Here is a 17,075-nt window from a genome sequence, read left to right on the forward strand (position 1 = left end):
CCAGGCCGCCGAGCAGGGCCGAAGGTCCCCGAAAGAGGGCCGCTTGCCCGCCGCCCACCAGCCGAGCCAGCGGGCAGGATCGCTCCGTGACCCCCGCAGCGGCCGCAGCCCCCGCCCGCAGGAGCGGCCCCCGGTGCGTGTCACAGTCCGGAATCCGCAGGACCGCGGGCCCCGTCGGGAGGACACTGGGATCAGCATGCCGGGTGCAGACCGACCGCCGCTGTGGTGAGCGATGTCAGCCCGTGCGCCTCACTACCCAGTGGGGTACCTGATGCTGGGAGGACCGTCACAGCGGGAGCGTGCGAGGAGGCTGGCATGACTTTGCGACAGCTCGACGACAAGACGGTGGCCATGCTGGTGGCCGAGGCCACCGCGGCCCCGTCCATGCACAACGCGCAGCCGTGGCGTTTCCGCTTCCTGGCCGACGAGCGCCTCCTGCTGCTGCGTGCCGATCCCGAGCGGGCCATGCCCCGCTCCGATCCCGGCAACCGGGCGCTCCACATCGGCTGCGGGGCGGCGCTGTTCAACCTGCGCGTCGCCGCCGCACACGCGGACCTTGCCCCGAAGACAAAGCTGCTGCCCGAGCCGCAGGACCCGCTGCTGCTCGCCGCCGTCCATCTCGCCGACGGGTCCGGGAGCTCGCGAGACGACGGCCTGGAGCGGCTGTATCCCGCGATCCGGCAGCGGCACACCAGCCGCCACCCCTTCGCCGAACAGGACATCCCCCAGGAGATGCGCGCCACCTTGCAGGACGCGGCGGCGCGGGAGGAAGCCGAGCTGCTCTTCCCCGGCCCCTGGCATGCCGAGACCCTGCTCGACCTCGTCCGCGACGCCGAGAGCCGCGACGTCATGGACCCTGACCAGAGCGAGGACCTGGTCCGCTGGACCCGGCTCGGGCCGGAGGCGGACACCGCCGTCGACGGCGTCCCCGAGTACGCCTTCGGACCGCGCAAACGGGACGGCAAGGCTCCCGTGCGGGACTTCGCCGGGCGCCGTGCCGTGGCCGACCGCGGCACCACCACCTTCGAGCACACCCCCCACCTGGCCCTGCTGAGCACCCTCGGTGACGCCCCCACCGACTGGCTGCGCGCCGGGCAGGCACTGGAACGCGTCCTGCTGGAGGCCACCCTGGCCGACCTGGCCACCTCCCTGACCTCCCACGCCCTGGAGAACCGCGAGCTGCGCCTGCTGGCCCGCGACCCGGGGTCGGGCACGGGCCAGGTGCAGATGGTGCTGCGTATTGGCTACGGCCCGAGGGGCCCGGCCACACCCCGCCGCCCCGTAAGGGACGTCCTCGAGATCGTGTGAGCGGCTGAAGGGCGGCCTACGGGACGGCCGCGCTTATGACCGAAAACCTTCGGTGGCGAAGACCAGGCTGACAGCCTGACGTGGAGGGATCGGCAGAGCCCAGAACCGTCGCCGTCCGGTGACCCCCATCGGGCCCCGGCCCGCAGAGTGTCCGGCCGGATGTGAACTGAGGGCCGCCGCGAAGGCCGATTGCCATCCGCCGACTTGTCGGCGAACGCTCCCGGCGAAGCCAGAGCCCGCAACGGCCTCATGGACCTGGCCGATGTGGATCTGCCCTCGGACGGGGACGTCTACCTGCGTGGCTCGCTACCGTTCATATACGCCATACAAGCCCAGTTCCTCCAGTGCCGGCATCCCTGCCCGCCACCTCCGCCACGAAGTCTTCTGCGCGGACCTGTGGTCAGCCGGCGCAGAAAACTGAGCTACGACAACGGGGGTGACTCAGGGCGGCGGCCCATCAAGGACTCGATGTATTGGCGAACCAGATGAACGTCGATATCGGCAAGGAAGGCGGTCTCTGTGTGTCCGCCGTACTTCATTTGGCCAGCAGTCAGCGCCCGCGGGATTCCCTGGCCGCGTACCCAGGTTTTGATCTGGCGCTCGACGGCCCACGCGTCACTGGTCTGCTTGAAGTTCCAGCGCGCGACCAGCCGCCAGCCCTGGGACACGTGCTGGGAGATGCGTTGTTCGAGGTTGGCAATGCCCCACTTCAAAGCGCCGTGGCCGTCGTGGACGACGAGGTAGAAGTAGCCCGGCCGGGCCGGGTTGATGCCGCGCTCGGCACAGGTCGGGCAACCCCCCTGGCTGCCGCGGATGTTGTGCAGCGTCGGCCCAGGAGCCAAGACCGTCTCACATGTCACGCAGCGCGCTTTCCAGGGCAGCTCCGTGCTGCCCGGATAGGGGACGAGTGGTCCGAGCCCCTTCTCCAGCATGCTGGCCATGGCCTCTGTGGCGTCGAGCCGCAGCGCGTCCGCGATCTTCTCCGAGCGACAGGACCAGCATTGGTGACCGCGGGCGCGGACTTTCGCGTACGTGGGAGTTCCGATATGACTGCAGCGCATACAGCGGCACAACCACGGTTGCATGGACCCCGGATAGCCGACGAGGGGCTCCAGATCAGCCTCCGTCATCAGCTTGCGTGCGGACTCATCGGTGACATCGCGCCCGGCGCAGTTGGTGCAGCCGCCGCGCCCGTTCTGGACGTGTGACAGCTTCTTCGGCTTGATGGCCCCGCAGTGGACGCAGCGGGCATGCCATGGCTTGCCCGCTCCAGGATAGTCCTCCAGCGGGTCCCAGCCCCAGGTGAGCATGACGGCAGCAGCCTGCGCCCCGTCGCGGGTGAGCTTGGCTGCGATGGCGAGGGATCGGCAGGTCTTGTTGCAGACTCCGGTTCCCTTGTTCACGACGTCGTTGTAACGCGGAGCGCTCACTTCATTGCATGTCAGGCAAAGACATTTCCAGGGAAGTTGTGTTCCCGGGAAGGGCTCGATCGGGCGCGCTCCGCGGCTTGTCAGGGCCTCGATCGCCGCAGCTTCAGATATCTTGCGTGGCACGTAGTTCCCCCCATGGTGGCGCGCGATTCAGCTTGAGGGAGATCCTATTCCAAGGGGGTGTAGGGCGCGCAGGGAACGCAAGAATCAGGCTGACTGCTTTATCTCGCCACCATTCCGCGGTGGCCCGAATGCTTCTCCGCTGATGGCTGTTTGGTATCGCGCTGGTGAGGGCGTGCAACGCTGTCCGGCCGACACGTTGGATTCGGCCCACCGGCGACACCGGATGGATACGGGTTCGGGGCCTGCTGTCAGCGGAGTCTTACGCGTGCCGGTGGCCCCGGTTGGCGTTGAACTCGACCCAGGCTCGGTCCCATTGTGTCCTGCGGCGGGCATCCAGGCGTACCCGGACGGCCCACCAGCTGCCCACTACCAGTACGCAGACGCCTGACCCGGCGGCGGCGCCGAGGGCGGCTCCCTGGGAGCGGGCCTGGGCCGGGGTGGGCGGGGCGGGGTGAAGGCGGCCCGCGTCGTCGAGCCACACTGTGGTGGACGAGCCGGCCTTGGCGCCCGCTGCCACCGGGGCTGTACCCGTCATGCGAGAGCCGTCGGGCATCGTCCACCGCACGGTCGTGCGCGCCTGGCCGTCTGCCATCCCGGAGAACCGTGCCGGCGTCGCGGAGGCGTCCTCGACGAGGTGAGCGGCGCTGCGGTGCAGGCCCCGCGCCTGCTCGAGAGCGGATCGCTCGCCGAGTCCAGCCATCACCACGCCCACCGCAGGCGCCATGAGCAGCAGCATCGCCGCTGCCATCCCGATCCAGGCTTCGGCGACATCGGAGCGCCGCTTGAGCGGGTTGCGCCGCCAGCGCCAGAGCAACACCCTGCCAACCTTCTTCAGCATGCGTGCATCCCTCCGGGCACGACGGACATGACCATCACACCTACGGTGACGGATCGGCGATCGATCGCGGTAGAGACCACCGGGGTCGTCTTGGGAGGGCCGACCGGCCCTGTTGCGAAAGCCGGCCGGGCCCGGCCAACCGAAGTGCCGCCGGGCACAATGCCGTTCATGACTGACGCAATGGCTGATGGCGTACACGGTCCTCAACTGGGTGAAGCCGTGGCGCTGTTGGCGGACTTCCTGGGCGCCGAGCCGTTGACCGCGGCCATCGCCACACTGGAGCGGGACCTGGCGAGCCGGCCCGCGAGGGAGGTCGGCGACCTGGCCGCCACCCGGGGCATCAGTCCCGAACTGATGGTGGCAGCCCTGACAGTTCGGGACAGCCTCGGCCGGCTGAACGACCTCATTCACGCGGCCGGGATCGTGCTGGCCCTGCCGCACCTCCTGGAGGACGGCGAGGAGATAGCCGTGCGCCCTTCGCTGGCCGCCGGCAATGACCCGCATCGGCCCTTCGACCTGGAGACGGACCGGCGCGTCGCGGAGTTCAAACTGGCGCGATGGCGCGGCGCGGACGCCACGCGCAAACGGCAGACGTTCAAGGACCTGGTCACGCTGGCCGCCGACCGTCCGGGCCGCCGCGCCGAGCTGTTCGTCGTCGGACCCGAGCCCGGCCATTTCCTGCGCACCTCCAGGGCGACGGCGGCCTGGGCACTGGACCGCACCCGGCACGCACGCCGCGTGTTCGAGGAGTCCTTCGGCTCCCTGGACGTCTCCGTCGCGCGGTTCACGGCCCACCATGCCGGCCATGTCCGGGTCACCGACCTGTGCGACGTGCTGCCGCCCACCGTGGCAGCGGCGCTGGTGCGCTGATCGGGCAGGGCACACGGCCGGGCGCCGGTCAGGGTGTGGAAGGCGCCCCGGATCCGGCCCGCTCCGGCGCGGGCAGCATGGTCAGCAGCATGACGCTGGGCTCGGTGGCACGCACGGTGTGCGGCAGCCGCGCGGGCAGATGGATCCAGCTGCCCTGCGTCGCCTCGGTCTTCTCCTCGCCCAGGACGAGGTCGAGGCGGCCGGAGACGACCTGGATGACCACCGGCAGGGCCGAGGTGTGCTCGGTCAGCTCCTGGCCCGCGGCGAAGGCGAAGCCGACCACGCGCAGGCGGTCGTCGCGGTACAGGACCCGGCTGAGGGTGCCGTCCTCGGGGACGGTCAGTTCGGCGGTCAGGTCGGTGATCACGGTGGCGGGCATGGGGTGCCTCCTCAGGCGTGGGTCGGGGTGCGGACGGCGACCAGGCTGATCGCGCCGAGGTGAGCGCTGTGGCGCCGGAAGATGCGGTGCATGTGGAGTACGCGGTGCAGGGCGGCCGGGTCGCGCAGGGCACGGCCGACTATGCGCAGGGCGGGGATCAGTCCTTCGTCGGCGATCAGCCGGCGCGGCTCGAGCAGCGCCATCGGTGCGGTCTTCTGAGCGGTGACGGTGAAACCCTCGATGGCGAGGAGCTCGCCCCAGCCGCTGGGGGTCAGGGGGCGGGCGCCCACGTGGATGGCGTCCTGCAGGTCTGCGGCGATCCGGTCGGCGAGCGCGGGGTCGAGGCCGTCGGGCAGCAGGCACAGTTCGTGGATGGCATACCGGCCGATGGGGTCGTCGAGCAGCCTGCGTGCTTCGCGTACGATGCGCCGCTTGGCGGGGTAGTGCTGCATGGTCAGCATCGCCTCTCCGTACACGACGGTGGCGGCGCCCTCCGGCAACCCGGTGTCCGCGGCATCGGAACGCACGGCACGCACCTCGGTCGGACCGGGGCCGGTGAGGGCACTCAGGGCGGCCACGGCGACGGCGTCGCGATCGACGGCGGTGTAGGCGGCCGGGCGGCGGGTGAGGGCCAGCCGGGCGGTGGCTCCGAGCCCGGCGGCCAGCTCCACCACCCGGTCTTGCGGATCCACGCCCAGGGCGTCCAGCATCCACCCGGTCAGCTCCACACCGCCGGGGCGCAGTACCCCCTTGCCCAGACGGGCCAGCAGCCAGTGGCCGGGCATGCGGGCGGCGTCCAGTCCGTCGCCGGGAAGCGGAGTGTGCTGCTGCCGGGCCTGTTGGTCGGTCGATGCCATGGTCGTGCCTCGCTCTCTGCCGCACGGGTAACACTTAGGCGAACCTAACTTGAGGTGGCGGTGCTGTGCGGGGGCCGAACGTCCCGATGTGAGGGCCCAGTGGGCCAGGCTGCTCCGGCACGGCCGGAGGCAACTCGTGCGAGGGGGCGGAGAACGTCGGCCTGACCGACCGCGCGGCACCCTACTGGTCGTGGAACAGGTCAGTGCTGAGGTAGCGCTCTCCGGTGTCGGGCAGGACGACGACCGTCAGGGCGCCCTTGTGCTGAGGGTAGTGGGCCAGGGTGCTGGCGGCGTGGAGGGCGGCTCCGCCGGAGACGCCGGTGAGGATGCCTTCAGGTGCGGGCCAGGCGGCGAGCCTCGGCGCGGGCCTGGGGTGCGGAGACGCGCTGCACGGCGTCGTAGACCTCGGTGTCGAGGACGTCCCGGGACGAAGCCGGCGCCGAGGCCCTGGATACGGTGCGGGCCGGGGGCGCCCTCCGGACAGGACGGCCGACTCCGCCGGTTCCACGGCCACCACGGTGACTTCTGGCTTCTTTTCCTTCAGCAATTGGCCGACGCCGGTGACGGTGCCGCCGGTGCCGACGCCGGCCACCAGAATGTCGACCTGGCCGGCGGTGTCATGCCAGATCTCCTGGGCGGTGGTGCGCCGGTGGGCGTCCGGGTTGGCCGGGTTGCGGAACTGCTGCGGCATGAACCAGCCGTGACGCTCGGCCAGTTGGTAGCGCGGGCCACGACGCCGGTCATGCCCTCATCTGCCGGGGTAAGGACGAGCTCCGCACCGTAGGCGCGCAGCAGGGCACGCCGCTCGGTGCTCATGCTCTCGGGCATGGTGAAAGTGACCGGCTGATGGCCTACCTGGCCCGGACGGTCACCGTCCTGCCGGGTGGGTGAGCAGCAGCCATGGTTCCCATGCACCCTCAGCAGGTGTCCGGCCGGCCCGACCGGCTGCGCTGGGTCATACCCGCCGGGATCCTCGCCGGCACCGGCCCGCTGGCCGAAGTACCTGCCCCGCTGGCCGCTCTGCTGGCCGACGGCACCCTCGCGCAGATCACCCTCGAAGGCGAGGCCGTCGTCACGTGTCTCGGTGCGGACCGAACCTGGCCCCAGAGGGCGCCCGGGCCCGGAGCACGCTGCACGCCGCCCTCGACACCCCCGCCGGATGGATCACGGCCGCCGGCACTGCCTCCTGCGATGACGACGCACAGCTGTACCGCGTGGCACGCGAGGTCCTCGCCGGAGAGGTGGGCGACTTCGCCCGCTCCCACGGCGGCAGTATCGAACTCCTCGATGTCCGCGACGGCATCGTCACGGTCCGCCTCGGCGGTACCTGCCACGGCTGCCCCGCCTCCTGGTTCACGCTGCACCAGCGGCTGGAGCGCGCGGCGACGGCATCCCGGTCTGCGCGAGGTCCGCAACGCCGCCTCACCGGTCAGCCTGTTCGGTCGTCCGCGCGACGCTCACGAGGCGACCGCCTGACCGCGCCGGTATAGCCGTAAGCCCCTGCGCCCCTGGCCTTGCAGACCATCGCAAGGTCAGGGGCGCAGATGTGCCATGCGTGGCGGAGCGAAGGTCTTCTCAGGCGGTCCCGGGGCCGTGGTCGGCCTCGCCGGCCCACCGGGCGGCGAGTTCACCGGCACGTCGGGCCGCATCGGCCACCGCTTGAGGGCCGCCGCCTGCACGGCCCGCCGCATATCCGACCAGGAAGGTCGTCAGCGGGGCGGCTGGCCGGGCGACGCCGTGTGCGGCATCACCCGCGAGGGCGAGGAGCAGGGCCCGGTCCACTTCGAGGTCGATGCCCAGGTCGGCCTCTACCGCGGCCGTCCATTCCTTCAGTACGTCGTCCATGACCATGCTTTCTTTCGTCTGTGTGACCCGCGAGCAGGTGGTGCACAGCGCGACGGCTGGCTACAGAAGGCTGCTCCAGTACGGCCAGAAGCGGGTGAGGACGAGCAGTGCGATCACCCCGTACCACGCGCCGAGCAGCATCCAGTGTGTGTCCCGCACGACGTGCAGGACCCCCTGGGGCACCGCGATGATCCCCCGTTCCAGGCAGTGCAGGGTCACGTACCAGAACAGGGCGATGGTGGCGATCCAGATGACGGTGCAGTAGGGGCAGAGCTTGCCCAACGCGTAGAGCGACTGCCCGATCAGCCAGTGCGCGAATACCACCCCCACCAGCGCTCCGGCGTCCAGCGCGAGCCACAGCCGGCGGTGCAGGCGCGCTCCGCCGAGCACTGCGGCGCCCAGGGCGGTGACGGCGGCGAAGGCACCGAGTCCGAGCAGCATGTTGGGGAAGCCGAACTGGCTGCCCTGCGCGCTGGACATGACGCTGCCGCAACTCACGATCGGGCTGATGTTGCAGGGCGGTTGGTAGGCGGGGTCACGCAGGAGCCGCCAGTCGTCCACGGTGAGCTGGAAGGAGCTGAGCCAGCCGACGATCCCGGTGAGGACCATCACCCATCCCGTTCGGCGGCTCGCGCCCACCGCGTGCGTGCGCCGGGCGGTCGTGGCGTCCGGCGCGAGCGCGGGTGTGTGACTCATGCGGCTCGCCGGGAGCCGGAGGCCGGCCGGGGCCGGCCCGGGGCCGTCGGGGCTTGTGCCGGTGTGGTGCGCCTGCGGTAGACCAGGTAGGGGCGGGCGAGGTATCCGATGGGCGCGCTCCACACGTGGACCAGCCGGGTGAAGGGCCAGGCGGCGAAGAGCAGGCAGGCGGTCAGGGCGTGTAGCTGGAACAGCAGCGGTGCGTCGGCGATCGCCTCGGGCTGCGGCTGGAGGACGAACAGGCCGCGGAACCAGACGGAGACGGTGGCGCGGTAGTCGTAGCCGGGACCGAAGACGTTGTGGGCCGCAGTGGCGGTTATACCGAGCAGGACGGTCGCGGTCAGCAGCGGGAAGAGCAGTTTGTCGCTGCGGTCGGTGCCCAGCCGGATCGATCGTGTCAGCAGCCGGCGGGCGCACAGCATACCGAGTCCGGTGACCATGGCGACGCCTGCCACGGAACCCGCCCAGACGGCCGTGGTGTGGTACGTGTGCTCAGTGATGCCCACGGCCTCGGTCCACGAGTCGGGGATGGCGAGGCCCACCACGTGCCCGGCGATCACCATGAAAGCGCCGAGGTGGAACAGCGGGCTGCCCCAGCGCAGCCAGCGGTGTTCGAGGAGCTGGCTGGTGCGGGAGGTCCAGCCGAACTGGTCCTGCCGGTAGCGCCAGACGTGCCCGACGGCGAACACCGCGAGACAGATGTAGGGGAAGGCGACCCACAGCAGGAGATCCGCGCCGCTCGTGGAGGCGGCGGCCAGGGGGGTGGGTACGGCGTTCATCGGGGCCCTCCCGTACGGCTGGTCGGAGCGGGCGGCACACAGGTCGGCGGTGCAGGCGCCGGCGGCACGAAGGTGCCCGGCGGGGCGAACTCGCCCTCCCCGTAGGTCCCGTAGGGGTCGAGGCCGACCTCCTCGTTCGGCGGACCCTCGGCGACGAGCTGGGCCACCGCCGCGCGGTCCGCCTCGGTGGGCGGCGGCAGCAGGGTGAGCAGTGCCGCCAGTACGTGCCGGTAGGGGGAGTCGGCGTCGGTCAGCGACCGGTGGATCAGCTCCAGCCCGCGCCGGTGCTGGCGCAGCGGCGCCTCGCCACCACCCGGCCCTACGAGGGAGGCGAACTCCAGCACGACCGGGAGGTGGTCGGGCAGTTCGCCGCCGTCGGTGTCCCAGCCCGCGGCCTTGTAGCGCTGGTTCAGGGTGAGCAGGGCCATGCCGCGGCGGCGGGTGTCGCCGTGCAGGTAGTAGGTGAGATAGAGGCTGCTCTTGCGGCGCAGGTCGAACATCTCGACGTAGTGCCGCTCCAGCGCCTCGGGCTCCTGTGCGGCGAACCAGTCGGTGAACCGGGCCAGGTGCTCTGCCGCGGGCGTGGCCGGAAGGGCTCCCACTACGGTGATCAACTCCGAGCGAGCTTCGGTCAGTTCGGCGTCGGGGTACTGCAGGAGCAGTGACACGAGCCGCAGGGTCAGGGCTCGGCCCGCCGTCTCCTCGGGGGTGAGCCAGGCCGGGCGGCGCACGGCCGCGCGGACGCGAGTGCGGACGAGGGCGGGAATCGTTGAGGGCAGCGGGCTCACGGACGTCCTCCGGCGGGGGCTTCGGGTGTACGGCGGCGCAGGGTGGGGAGGCCGAGCATCACCCGTCGGCCACCGGCGTCCGCCGGATCGCCGGACGATTCGACCGGGCAGCGGTTCTCCATCGCGCTCAGCGCGGCGGCGTCCTCCTTGTGCGCGGCCGGGACGACGTACCGGTCCTGGTACTTGGCGACGGCGAGCAGCCGGTGCAGGTCCTCGGCCTCACGGGCGGTCAGGCCGACCGCCTTGAGCACGGCCTCGTCGCCCTCCTCACCGAGGGTGCGCTCGCGCATGAACGAGCGCAGCGCGGTGAGCTTCATCAGGACCCCGGCGACCACATCGGCGTCCCCGGCTGTGAACAGCTCCGCCAGGTACTCCAGTGGGATGCGCAGCCGGGTGACGGCGGCGAACACGTGGTCGGGGTCGTCCTGGCTGCCACCCGCCGCGTCGACGGCGTCCAGGACGGGCGAGAGCGGAGGCACGTACCAGACCATCGGCATCGTCCGGTACTCCGGGTGCAGCGGCAGCGCCACCTTGTACCGCATGACCAGGTCGTACACCGGGGAGCGGCGGGCCGCGTCCAGCCAGTCCTCCGGAATACCCGACTCCCGCGCCGCCGCGCGGACTTCGGGATCGTGTGGGTCGAGGAACACCCCGCGCTGGGCGTCGAGGAGGTCCTTCTCGTCCGGGGTGGCGGCGGCCTCGCCCACACGGTCGGCGTCGTACAGCAGCAGTCCGAGGTAGCGCAGGCGGCCGACGCAGGTCTCGGAGCAGACGGTGGGCTGTCCGGCCTCGATGCGCGGGAAGCAGAAGGTGCACTTCTCGGCCTTGCCGGTGGCGTGGTTGACGTAGACCTTCTTGTACGGGCAGGCCGTCACGCACATCCGCCAGCCCCGGCACTTGTCCTGGTCGACGAGGACGATCCCGTCTTCGACCCGCTTGTACATCGCGCCCGAGGGGCAGGCCGACACGCAGGCCGGGTTGAGGCAGTGCTCGCACAGCCGGGGCAGGTGGAAGAGGAAGGTCTGCTCGAACTCGAACTTCACCTTCTGCGCCCATTCCCCGGTCAGGTTCGGGTCGCCGCCGGCGTTCTCGGGCGCCCCGCCGAGGCCGTCCTCCCAGTTGGCGCCCCAGGTGATGGACGTGGGCTTGCCGCTGAGCACCGAGCGGGGACGGGCGACCGGCATGTCCGGGCCGGCGGGGGCGCTGACCAGGTTGTCGTAGTCATAGGTGACCGGCTCGTAGTAGTCCTCTATGGCGGGCAGGTCCGGGTTGGAGAAGATCGACAGCAGCCGCTTGAGGCGTCCGCCGGAGCGCAGGACGAGACGTCCGCGCTTGTCGAGCATCCAGCCGCCCTTCCACTGCTCCTGGTCCTCGTAGCGTCGCGGGTAGCCGACGCCGGGCTTGGTCTCGACGTTGTTGAACCAGGCGTACTCGACTCCGGTGCGGTTGGTCCACGTCTGCTTGCAGGTGACGGAGCAGGTGTGGCAGCCGATGCACTTGTCGAGGTTCATCACCATCGCGATCTGGGCCATGACGCGCATGTCAGTACTCCACTTGCTGGCTGCGGCGGCGGATGACGGTGACCTCGTCGCGCTGGTTGCCGGTCGGGCCGTAGTAGTTGAAGGCGTAGGTGAACTGGGCGTAGCCGCCCGCGAGGTGGGTGGGCTTGAGCAGCAGCCGTGTCAGGGAGTTGTGGATGCCGCCGCGCTTGCCGCTGACCTCGGTCTTCGGGACGTTCACGTTGCGGTCCTGGGCGTGGTACATGTACACCGTGCCCTCGGGCATGCGATGGGTGACCACGGCGCGGGCGGCGACGACGCCGTTGCGGTTGTACGCCTCGATCCACTCGTTGTCCTTCACGCCGATCTTCTCGGCGTCGGCGGTGGACATCCAGATCACCGGGCCGCCCCGGGACAGGTCGAGCATGTACTTGTTGTCCTGGTAGTTCGAGTGGATGGACCACTTCGAGTGCGGGGTCAGATAGCGGACGGTGACCTCCGCCCGGCCGCTCTCGTGCAGCTGCTCGTCCCCGTAGTGCCGAGGGGTGTTCAACGGAGGCCGGTAGACGGGTAGTTGCTCGCCGAGCTCGGTCATCCAGTCGTGCTGGACGAAGAAGTGCTGACGGCCGGTGAGGGTGTGCCAGGGCTTCTTGTGCTCGGTGTTGATGACGAAGGGGGAGTAGCGGCGCCCGCCGGTCTCCGACCCCGACCACTCGTAGGAGGTGATCACGGAACGGGGCTGGGTGCGGGTATCGGCGAAGGTGATCCGTTCCGCCTCGCGCTCGGAGGCCAGTGCCACCAGACCCTCGCTGCCGGTCTGCCGCTCCATCTCGCGGAACCCCTCGGTGGCCAGGCGCCCGTTGGTGGTGCCGGACAGGGCGAGGATCGCCTCGCACATGTCGGAGGCGGTGGCCAGGGAGGGCCGCCCGGCGGCTATCCCCTCCCTGACGGTGCCGTTGCGGCGCCGCAGCTCGTCGATCTCCTGGTCCGGGTGGACGGTGATGCCCTTGGTGGTGGTGCCCAGGGTGTCCAGCAGCGGTCCGACGGCCCGCATCTTCTCGGCGACGGCTGTGTAGTCCCGTTCGATGACGACCAGCTTCGGCATGGTTTTGCCTGGGATCGGCTCGCACTCGCCGCTCTTCCAGTCCCGTACGACTCCTCCGGGCTGGGCGAGTTCGTCGGGGGTGTCGTGCAGCAGCGGCACGGCGAGGACGTCGGTGCGGGTGCCGAGGTGCTCGGCGGCGAGTTCGCTGAACCTGTCGGCGATGGTCAGGAACGTGTCGTAGTCGGTGCGGGCCTGCCAGGGTGGGGCGATGGCCGGGGTGAAGGCGTGCACGAAGGGGTGCATGTCCGTGCTGGACAGGTCGTCCTTCTCGTACCAGGTCGCCGCGGGCAGGACCACGTCGGAGAGCAGGCCGGTGGAGGTCATCCGGAAGTCCATGGTGACCAGCAGATCCAGCTTGCCCTCGGGCGCCTCTTCCCGCCACACCACCTCCTTCGGGCGTCCCTCTGGCGGGGTCTCCTCGGAGCGGACTGCCGCGTCTGTGCCCAGCAGGTGCCGCAGGAAGTACTCGTTGCCCTTGCCGGAGGAGCCGAGCAGGTTGGCCCGCCACACGGTCAGGACACGCGGAAAGTTGGCCGGGTCGTCGGGGTCCTCGACGGCGAACCGCAGCCGCCCCGCCTTCAGCTCGTCGACGATGTGCTCGGCGACCGGCCGACCGGCTGCCGCGGCCTCGTCGGTGAGATCGAGGGGGTTGCGGTTGAAGCCGGGGTGGCCGGGAGTCCAGCCGAGGCGTACTGCCTGGGCGAGACAGTCCGCGAAGCCCTTGCCGGCGAACTGGCCCTTGCCGAGGGGGGAGGCCAGCTCGTCGGGCCCGAACGCCTCGTAGCGCCACTGGTCGGAGTTCAGGTACCAGTAGGAGGTGCCGGCCATGTGCCGGGTGGGCCGCTGCCAGTCGAAGGCGAACGACAGGTGCTGCTGTCCGGTGACCGGGCGGACCTTCTCCTGGCCGACGTAGTGAGCCCAGCCGCCGCCGTTGACGCCCTGGCAGCCGGTCATGGTGGTCAGCGCGAGGAAGGCGCGGTAGATGGTGTCGGAGTGGAACCAGTGGTTGGTGCCGGCCCCCATCGCGATCATCGAGCGGCCGTTGGTGCGCTCGGCGTTGCGGGCGAACTCCCGGGCGATGCGCGCTGCCTGCTCGGCCGGCACGGACGTGATCGTCTCCTGCCAGGCCGGGGTGTAGGGCTGCGACGCGTCCTCGTACGACGACGGCCAGCTGCCCGGGAGGCCGGGACGCTGTACCCCGTACTGGGCGAGCATGAGGTCGAAGACCGTGGTGACCAGGCGCTCGCCGATCCGGCGTACGGGTACCCCGCGCACCATGACCGAGCCGCCCTCCGTGCTGCCCTCGTCGAAGCGGGGCAGAGCCACGGCCACTGTGTCTTCCGCGCGCTCCATAAGGGTCAACTCGGGGACGACGTCACCTAGATCGAGATTCCAGCGGCCTCGCCCGGCCTCCCCCCACCGGAAGCCGAGCGAGCCGCCGGGGACCACGGGTTCGCCCGTGGCCCCGTCCAGGAGAACCGTCTTGGACTCGGCGTGTTCCGTGTCGTGTCCGAGGTCGGCGGCGGTCAGGAATCCGTCCGGGACCAGACCGCGCTCGTGCTCGCGCAGGGTCACCAGGAACGGGGCATCGGTGAACTTGCGCAGGTAGTCCTGGAAGTACGGCACCTCACGGTCGACGAGGAACTCACGCAGGATCACGTGGCCCATGGCCATCGCCAGCGCCCCGTCCGTGCCCGGGTGCGGGGCGACCCATTCGTCGGCGTGCTTGACGTTGTCGGCGTAGTCGGGGCTCACCGCGACGACCTTGGTGCCGTTGTAGCGGGTCTCGGTGAGGAAGTGCGCGTCGGGCGTACGGGTCACGGGGATGTTGGAACCCCACATGATCAGATAGCCCGCGTTCCACCAGTCCGCGGCCTCCGGTACGTCGGTCTGGTCACCGAAGACCTGCGGAGAGGCGATCGGCAGGTCCGCGTACCAGTCGTAGAAGGAGAGCAGGGTGCCGCCGATCAGCGACATGAAGCGGGCGCCGGCCGCGAACGAGGCCATCGACATCGCCGGGATCGGGGAGAAACCCGCGACGCGGTCGGGACCGTACGCCTTGACGGTGTGCACCTGGGCGGCCGCGACCAGTTCGCTCACCTCGTCCCAGTCGGCGCGCACCAGACCGCCCTTGCCGCGGGCCTTCTTGTAGGCGCGTGCCTTCGCCGGGTCGGACGTGATCTCGGCCCAGGCCGCCACCGGGTCGCCGAGCCGCTTACGGGCCTCGCGCCACAGCTTCAGCAACTCACCGCGCACATACGGGTACCGGACGCGGCTCGGCGAGTACGTGTACCAGGAGAACGACGCTCCGCGCGGGCAGCCGCGCGGCTCGTATTCGGGGCAGTCCGTGCCGATGGACGGGTAGTCGGTGGCCTGGTGCTCCCAGGTGATGATGCCGTCCTTGACGTACACCATCCACGAGCAGGAACCGGTGCAGTTGACCCCGTGAGTGGAGCGCACCACCTTGTCGTGCGACCAGCGGTCCCGGTAGAAGCCCTCCCACTTGGCGTCGCCCGTGCCGAAGACGGCGCGTCCGTCGGCGGACACCTCGCGGCGGGTGAGCAGTCGCCGGGCCGCGAGCGGCCAGGTCTGCGCGCCGCTCGACTCGCGCTGTCGTGCGTTCTGATCGTTCTCCATGGCTGGGAACGCTAAGCGGGGCGGGGCCTGGTGCACCTGGGTCCGGCGGTCCCCGCCGGACGACCGTCCGGCCCAGTCCGGGCGGTCGTAATAGGGCCCAATGGTCCCGGTGCTGGGGTCCGGTCGGCCGGGGAGTCGGGCGTGCCCGGCGTTGCATGCTGGGCCTTGATCGAACCGCAGATGCCCATCTGTACGACCGCATTCCGTGCCTGCCTGGCGGCCAATTCCCCCGTCCCTGGCTGCCGCAGGTGCAGCGCGTACGGCGCGTGGCGCCCGGTCCGGTCGAGCGTCCGGCCGCCCTGCGCGGCCGGACGCGGCATCCGCTCCCCAGTCGGCACCCGGAATGCAATCCACGCCCGCATCGGCCGGCCGAGCCGGCCCGAACTGCTGGAGACACGACCATGAGCGTGCTCACCCTCGCCTCGGACCCCCAGGACGCCACGGCCCTTCAAGGCGCCGAGGCACACCACGCCCGCCTGGCCGGGGAGCTGGCCGGACGGGTGAAGATGCTGCTCACCGCCATGGAGCGCGACCCGAGCACAGCCGAGAAGATCCACGCCGGACTCGTGGCCTTCTGCGACCGCTCGCTGCTGCCGCACGCCGTAGCCGAGGAAGCCGCGCTCTACCCCGTAGCCCACGGCATGCCCGAGGCCCGCCTGCTCATCGAGAGCCTGATCGGCGAACACCGCTGCCTCACCGCGCTCGTCGACGCCCTGCGCACCGCGCCCAGCCCCGCGGGCGCGGCGGCCGACGCGCGGGCTCTGCAGGTGCTCTTCGAGGAACACGTGGCCAAGGAGAACGGCCTCGTGCTGCCGCTGCTCGCCATGACGCCCGACATCCATCTGGCGGAACTGCTCGCGGACATGCACCACCGGCTCGCCGACGACACGCCCGCCAAGGGCGCCTGCGAAACCCAGGACACCGAGGAAGGACAGGACGTGCAGGAAGAACCGATCGAGGAGAGCGGCGGCTGCGGCGGGGTATGCGGCTGCGGCGGTGCGCAGGAGACGGCCGAGCCGGAGCTGGATGTGCGGGAGGTTCCGCATACGCTGCGCCATGCCACGGTCTTCGGCGCGCTGGACGCCATCCCCGCCGGCACAGCGATGGTGCTGGTCGCCCCGCACGACCCACTGCCGCTGCTCGCGCAGATCGAACAGCGCAGCCCCGGGGTCTTCTCGGTCGAGTACCTGGAACGCGGCCCGGAAGCCTGGCGGCTTCGGCTCAGCCACAGCTGACGCGGCGCCCCCACTCCTCGCCGGCGCGCGGGCTTTGCTCCACCGGCATGCGCGCCTGCCGTACCCCAGCACCCCGGCAACCCCAGCACAAGGATTGCCCCAGCACACGAGGATTGAAGGACAACACATCATGGACGGATCACACCGTCGGGCCGGCGCCCTGCTCGGGACAGTCGGTACAGCCCTGGCAGTCGCCGGGCCGGTCATGGTGCTGCGCGGCCGCAGCGGCAGGAAGGAGATCCGTACCGAGCTGGCCGCTCAGAAGATCGCCTTCCCCGACCGCGGGCTGCCCGCCGAACTCGCCGCCTACGCCGGCCGACGAGTGGAAACCGGCCCCGAGGCACATGCCTACGCCCAGTTCATCAAGGGCAATCTCGCCCACGCCACCGGCGGCCGAACCTACGCCGACATCACCGCGGAGCTGCACGCCGCCGGAGGAGACGACGAGAAGCTCACTGAACTGCGCCAGACCGCGTTCATGGGCCAGTCCCTGCGCGCGTCACTGATGTCCGCCTACCAGGCATGGCACCTCACCACCCTGGTCACGGGCCTGGGCGCCGCACTGACCGGCCTGGGGGCCGCGCTGGTCGCCACGGCTGACGCCTTGGCACCCCGCTCCCCGAACCATTCCTGACCACGTCGCGGCGCGCACGGACGGGACCTTGACTCTCGTCAGCCGGGGGATG

Annotated in this window: 15 protein-coding genes and 1 pseudogene; 5 read left to right on the plus strand and 11 right to left on the minus strand. The window is 70.7% G+C overall.

Translation table 11 applies throughout. The features are described 5' to 3' along the window. Positions 1–315: 315 nt before the first annotated feature. Positions 316–1,308, plus strand: a complete 993-nt coding sequence (locus QF032_RS31065) for an Acg family FMN-binding oxidoreductase (RefSeq protein ID WP_307058416.1) — start codon at positions 316–318, stop codon at positions 1,306–1,308. A gap of 422 nt (positions 1,309–1,730) precedes the next feature. Here QF032_RS31065 and QF032_RS31070 read toward each other — a convergent pair whose 3' ends face one another. Together QF032_RS31070 and QF032_RS31075 are read right to left on the minus strand one after the other, a co-directional pair. Next, positions 1,731–2,711 (minus strand): hypothetical protein, encoded by a 981-nt coding sequence (locus QF032_RS31070; protein WP_307058418.1) that lies wholly within the window; start codon positions 2,709–2,711, stop codon positions 1,731–1,733. Positions 2,712–3,120: 409 nt separating this feature from the next. After that, complete coding sequence (locus QF032_RS31075; protein ID WP_307058420.1) at positions 3,121–3,699, minus strand: Rv1733c family protein; 579 nt, start codon at positions 3,697–3,699, stop codon at positions 3,121–3,123. Between the two features lie 168 nt (positions 3,700–3,867). Between QF032_RS31075 and QF032_RS31080 the strand changes: the two genes are divergently transcribed. Further along, positions 3,868–4,569, plus strand: a complete 702-nt coding sequence (locus QF032_RS31080) for a PE-PGRS family protein (RefSeq protein ID WP_307058422.1) — start codon at positions 3,868–3,870, stop codon at positions 4,567–4,569. A 28-nt stretch (positions 4,570–4,597) separates the two neighbouring features. On the opposite strand, the gene QF032_RS31085 is transcribed toward QF032_RS31080, so the two are convergent. From QF032_RS31085 to QF032_RS31095, 3 genes are all read right to left on the minus strand, one after another. Then, on the minus strand, positions 4,598–4,948 hold the full coding sequence (locus QF032_RS31085) for a cupin domain-containing protein (protein WP_307058424.1): 351 nt from the start codon (positions 4,946–4,948) through the stop codon (positions 4,598–4,600). A gap of 11 nt (positions 4,949–4,959) precedes the next feature. After that, positions 4,960–5,805, minus strand: coding sequence for a class I SAM-dependent methyltransferase (locus QF032_RS31090; RefSeq protein WP_307058425.1), 846 nt, complete (start codon positions 5,803–5,805; stop codon positions 4,960–4,962). A 181-nt stretch (positions 5,806–5,986) separates the two neighbouring features. Next, a complete protein-coding gene (locus QF032_RS31095; protein ID WP_307060436.1) occupies positions 5,987–6,520 on the minus strand; it encodes a pyridoxal-phosphate dependent enzyme in 534 nt (177 codons plus the stop codon). Between the two features lie 361 nt (positions 6,521–6,881). Here QF032_RS31095 and QF032_RS31100 point away from each other — a divergent pair, with 361 nt between their 5' ends. Continuing rightward, complete coding sequence (locus tag QF032_RS31100) at positions 6,882–7,295, plus strand: NifU family protein (protein ID WP_307058428.1); 414 nt, start codon at positions 6,882–6,884, stop codon at positions 7,293–7,295. A gap of 85 nt (positions 7,296–7,380) precedes the next feature. Here QF032_RS31100 and QF032_RS31105 read toward each other — a convergent pair. The 6 genes and pseudogenes from QF032_RS31105 to QF032_RS31130 form a co-directional block, all read right to left on the minus strand. Beyond that, a pseudogene (locus tag QF032_RS31105) lies at positions 7,381–7,641 on the minus strand (DUF6457 domain-containing protein); the annotation flags it as partial. A 69-nt stretch (positions 7,642–7,710) separates the two neighbouring features. Continuing rightward, a complete protein-coding gene (locus QF032_RS31110) occupies positions 7,711–8,346 on the minus strand; it encodes a vitamin K epoxide reductase family protein (RefSeq protein ID WP_307058431.1) in 636 nt (211 codons plus the stop codon). Then, positions 8,343–9,125, minus strand: coding sequence for a respiratory nitrate reductase subunit gamma (gene narI / locus QF032_RS31115; protein WP_307058433.1), 783 nt, complete (start codon positions 9,123–9,125; stop codon positions 8,343–8,345). The genes QF032_RS31110 and narI overlap by 4 nt, the downstream gene beginning before the upstream one ends. Then, entirely contained in the window at positions 9,122–9,913 is a 792-nt protein-coding gene (gene narJ / locus QF032_RS31120; RefSeq protein ID WP_307058435.1) for a nitrate reductase molybdenum cofactor assembly chaperone, read from the minus strand. Before narJ ends, narI begins: the two co-directional genes overlap by 4 nt. After that, a complete protein-coding gene (narH, locus tag QF032_RS31125) occupies positions 9,910–11,454 on the minus strand; it encodes a nitrate reductase subunit beta (RefSeq protein WP_307058437.1) in 1,545 nt (514 codons plus the stop codon). Before narH ends, narJ begins: the two co-directional genes overlap by 4 nt. Before the next feature lies 1 nt (position 11,455). Next, complete coding sequence (locus tag QF032_RS31130; RefSeq protein ID WP_307058440.1) at positions 11,456–15,154, minus strand: nitrate reductase subunit alpha; 3,699 nt, start codon at positions 15,152–15,154, stop codon at positions 11,456–11,458. A 401-nt stretch (positions 15,155–15,555) separates the two neighbouring features. Here QF032_RS31130 and QF032_RS31135 point away from each other — a divergent pair, with 401 nt between their 5' ends. Then, the gene (locus tag QF032_RS31135; protein WP_307058442.1) at positions 15,556–16,389 is read left to right on the plus strand and encodes a DUF2249 domain-containing protein; all 834 of its coding nucleotides are present in this window, start codon (positions 15,556–15,558) and stop codon (positions 16,387–16,389) included. A 130-nt stretch (positions 16,390–16,519) separates the two neighbouring features. Next, on the plus strand, positions 16,520–17,023 hold the full coding sequence (locus tag QF032_RS31140; protein WP_307058444.1) for a hypothetical protein: 504 nt from the start codon (positions 16,520–16,522) through the stop codon (positions 17,021–17,023). The last annotated feature ends 52 nt before the right edge of the window (positions 17,024–17,075 follow it).

Source organism: Streptomyces achromogenes (genome assembly GCF_030816715.1).
Lineage (GTDB): Bacteria > Actinomycetota > Actinomycetes > Streptomycetales > Streptomycetaceae > Streptomyces > Streptomyces achromogenes_A.

Excerpts from the sequence above, each read along its gene's own strand:
- QF032_RS31065 (WP_307058416.1), top strand. The coding sequence starts at position 316 with ATGACTTTGCGACAGCTCGACGACAAGACGGTGGCCATGCTGGTGGCC.
- QF032_RS31075 (WP_307058420.1), bottom strand. The coding sequence starts at position 3,699 with ATGCTGAAGAAGGTTGGCAGGGTGTTGCTCTGGCGCTGGCGGCGCAAC.
- QF032_RS31080 (WP_307058422.1), top strand. The coding sequence starts at position 3,868 with ATGACTGACGCAATGGCTGATGGCGTACACGGTCCTCAACTGGGTGAA.
- QF032_RS31085 (WP_307058424.1), bottom strand. The coding sequence starts at position 4,948 with ATGCCCGCCACCGTGATCACCGACCTGACCGCCGAACTGACCGTCCCC.
- QF032_RS31090 (WP_307058425.1), bottom strand. The coding sequence starts at position 5,805 with ATGGCATCGACCGACCAACAGGCCCGGCAGCAGCACACTCCGCTTCCC.
- QF032_RS31110 (WP_307058431.1), bottom strand. The coding sequence starts at position 8,346 with ATGAGTCACACACCCGCGCTCGCGCCGGACGCCACGACCGCCCGGCGC.
- narI (WP_307058433.1), bottom strand. The coding sequence starts at position 9,125 with ATGAACGCCGTACCCACCCCCCTGGCCGCCGCCTCCACGAGCGGCGCG.
- narH (WP_307058437.1), bottom strand. The coding sequence starts at position 11,454 with ATGCGCGTCATGGCCCAGATCGCGATGGTGATGAACCTCGACAAGTGC.
- QF032_RS31130 (WP_307058440.1), bottom strand. The coding sequence starts at position 15,154 with ATGGAGAACGATCAGAACGCACGACAGCGCGAGTCGAGCGGCGCGCAG.
- QF032_RS31135 (WP_307058442.1), top strand. The coding sequence starts at position 15,556 with ATGAGCGTGCTCACCCTCGCCTCGGACCCCCAGGACGCCACGGCCCTT.
- QF032_RS31140 (WP_307058444.1), top strand. The coding sequence starts at position 16,520 with ATGGACGGATCACACCGTCGGGCCGGCGCCCTGCTCGGGACAGTCGGT.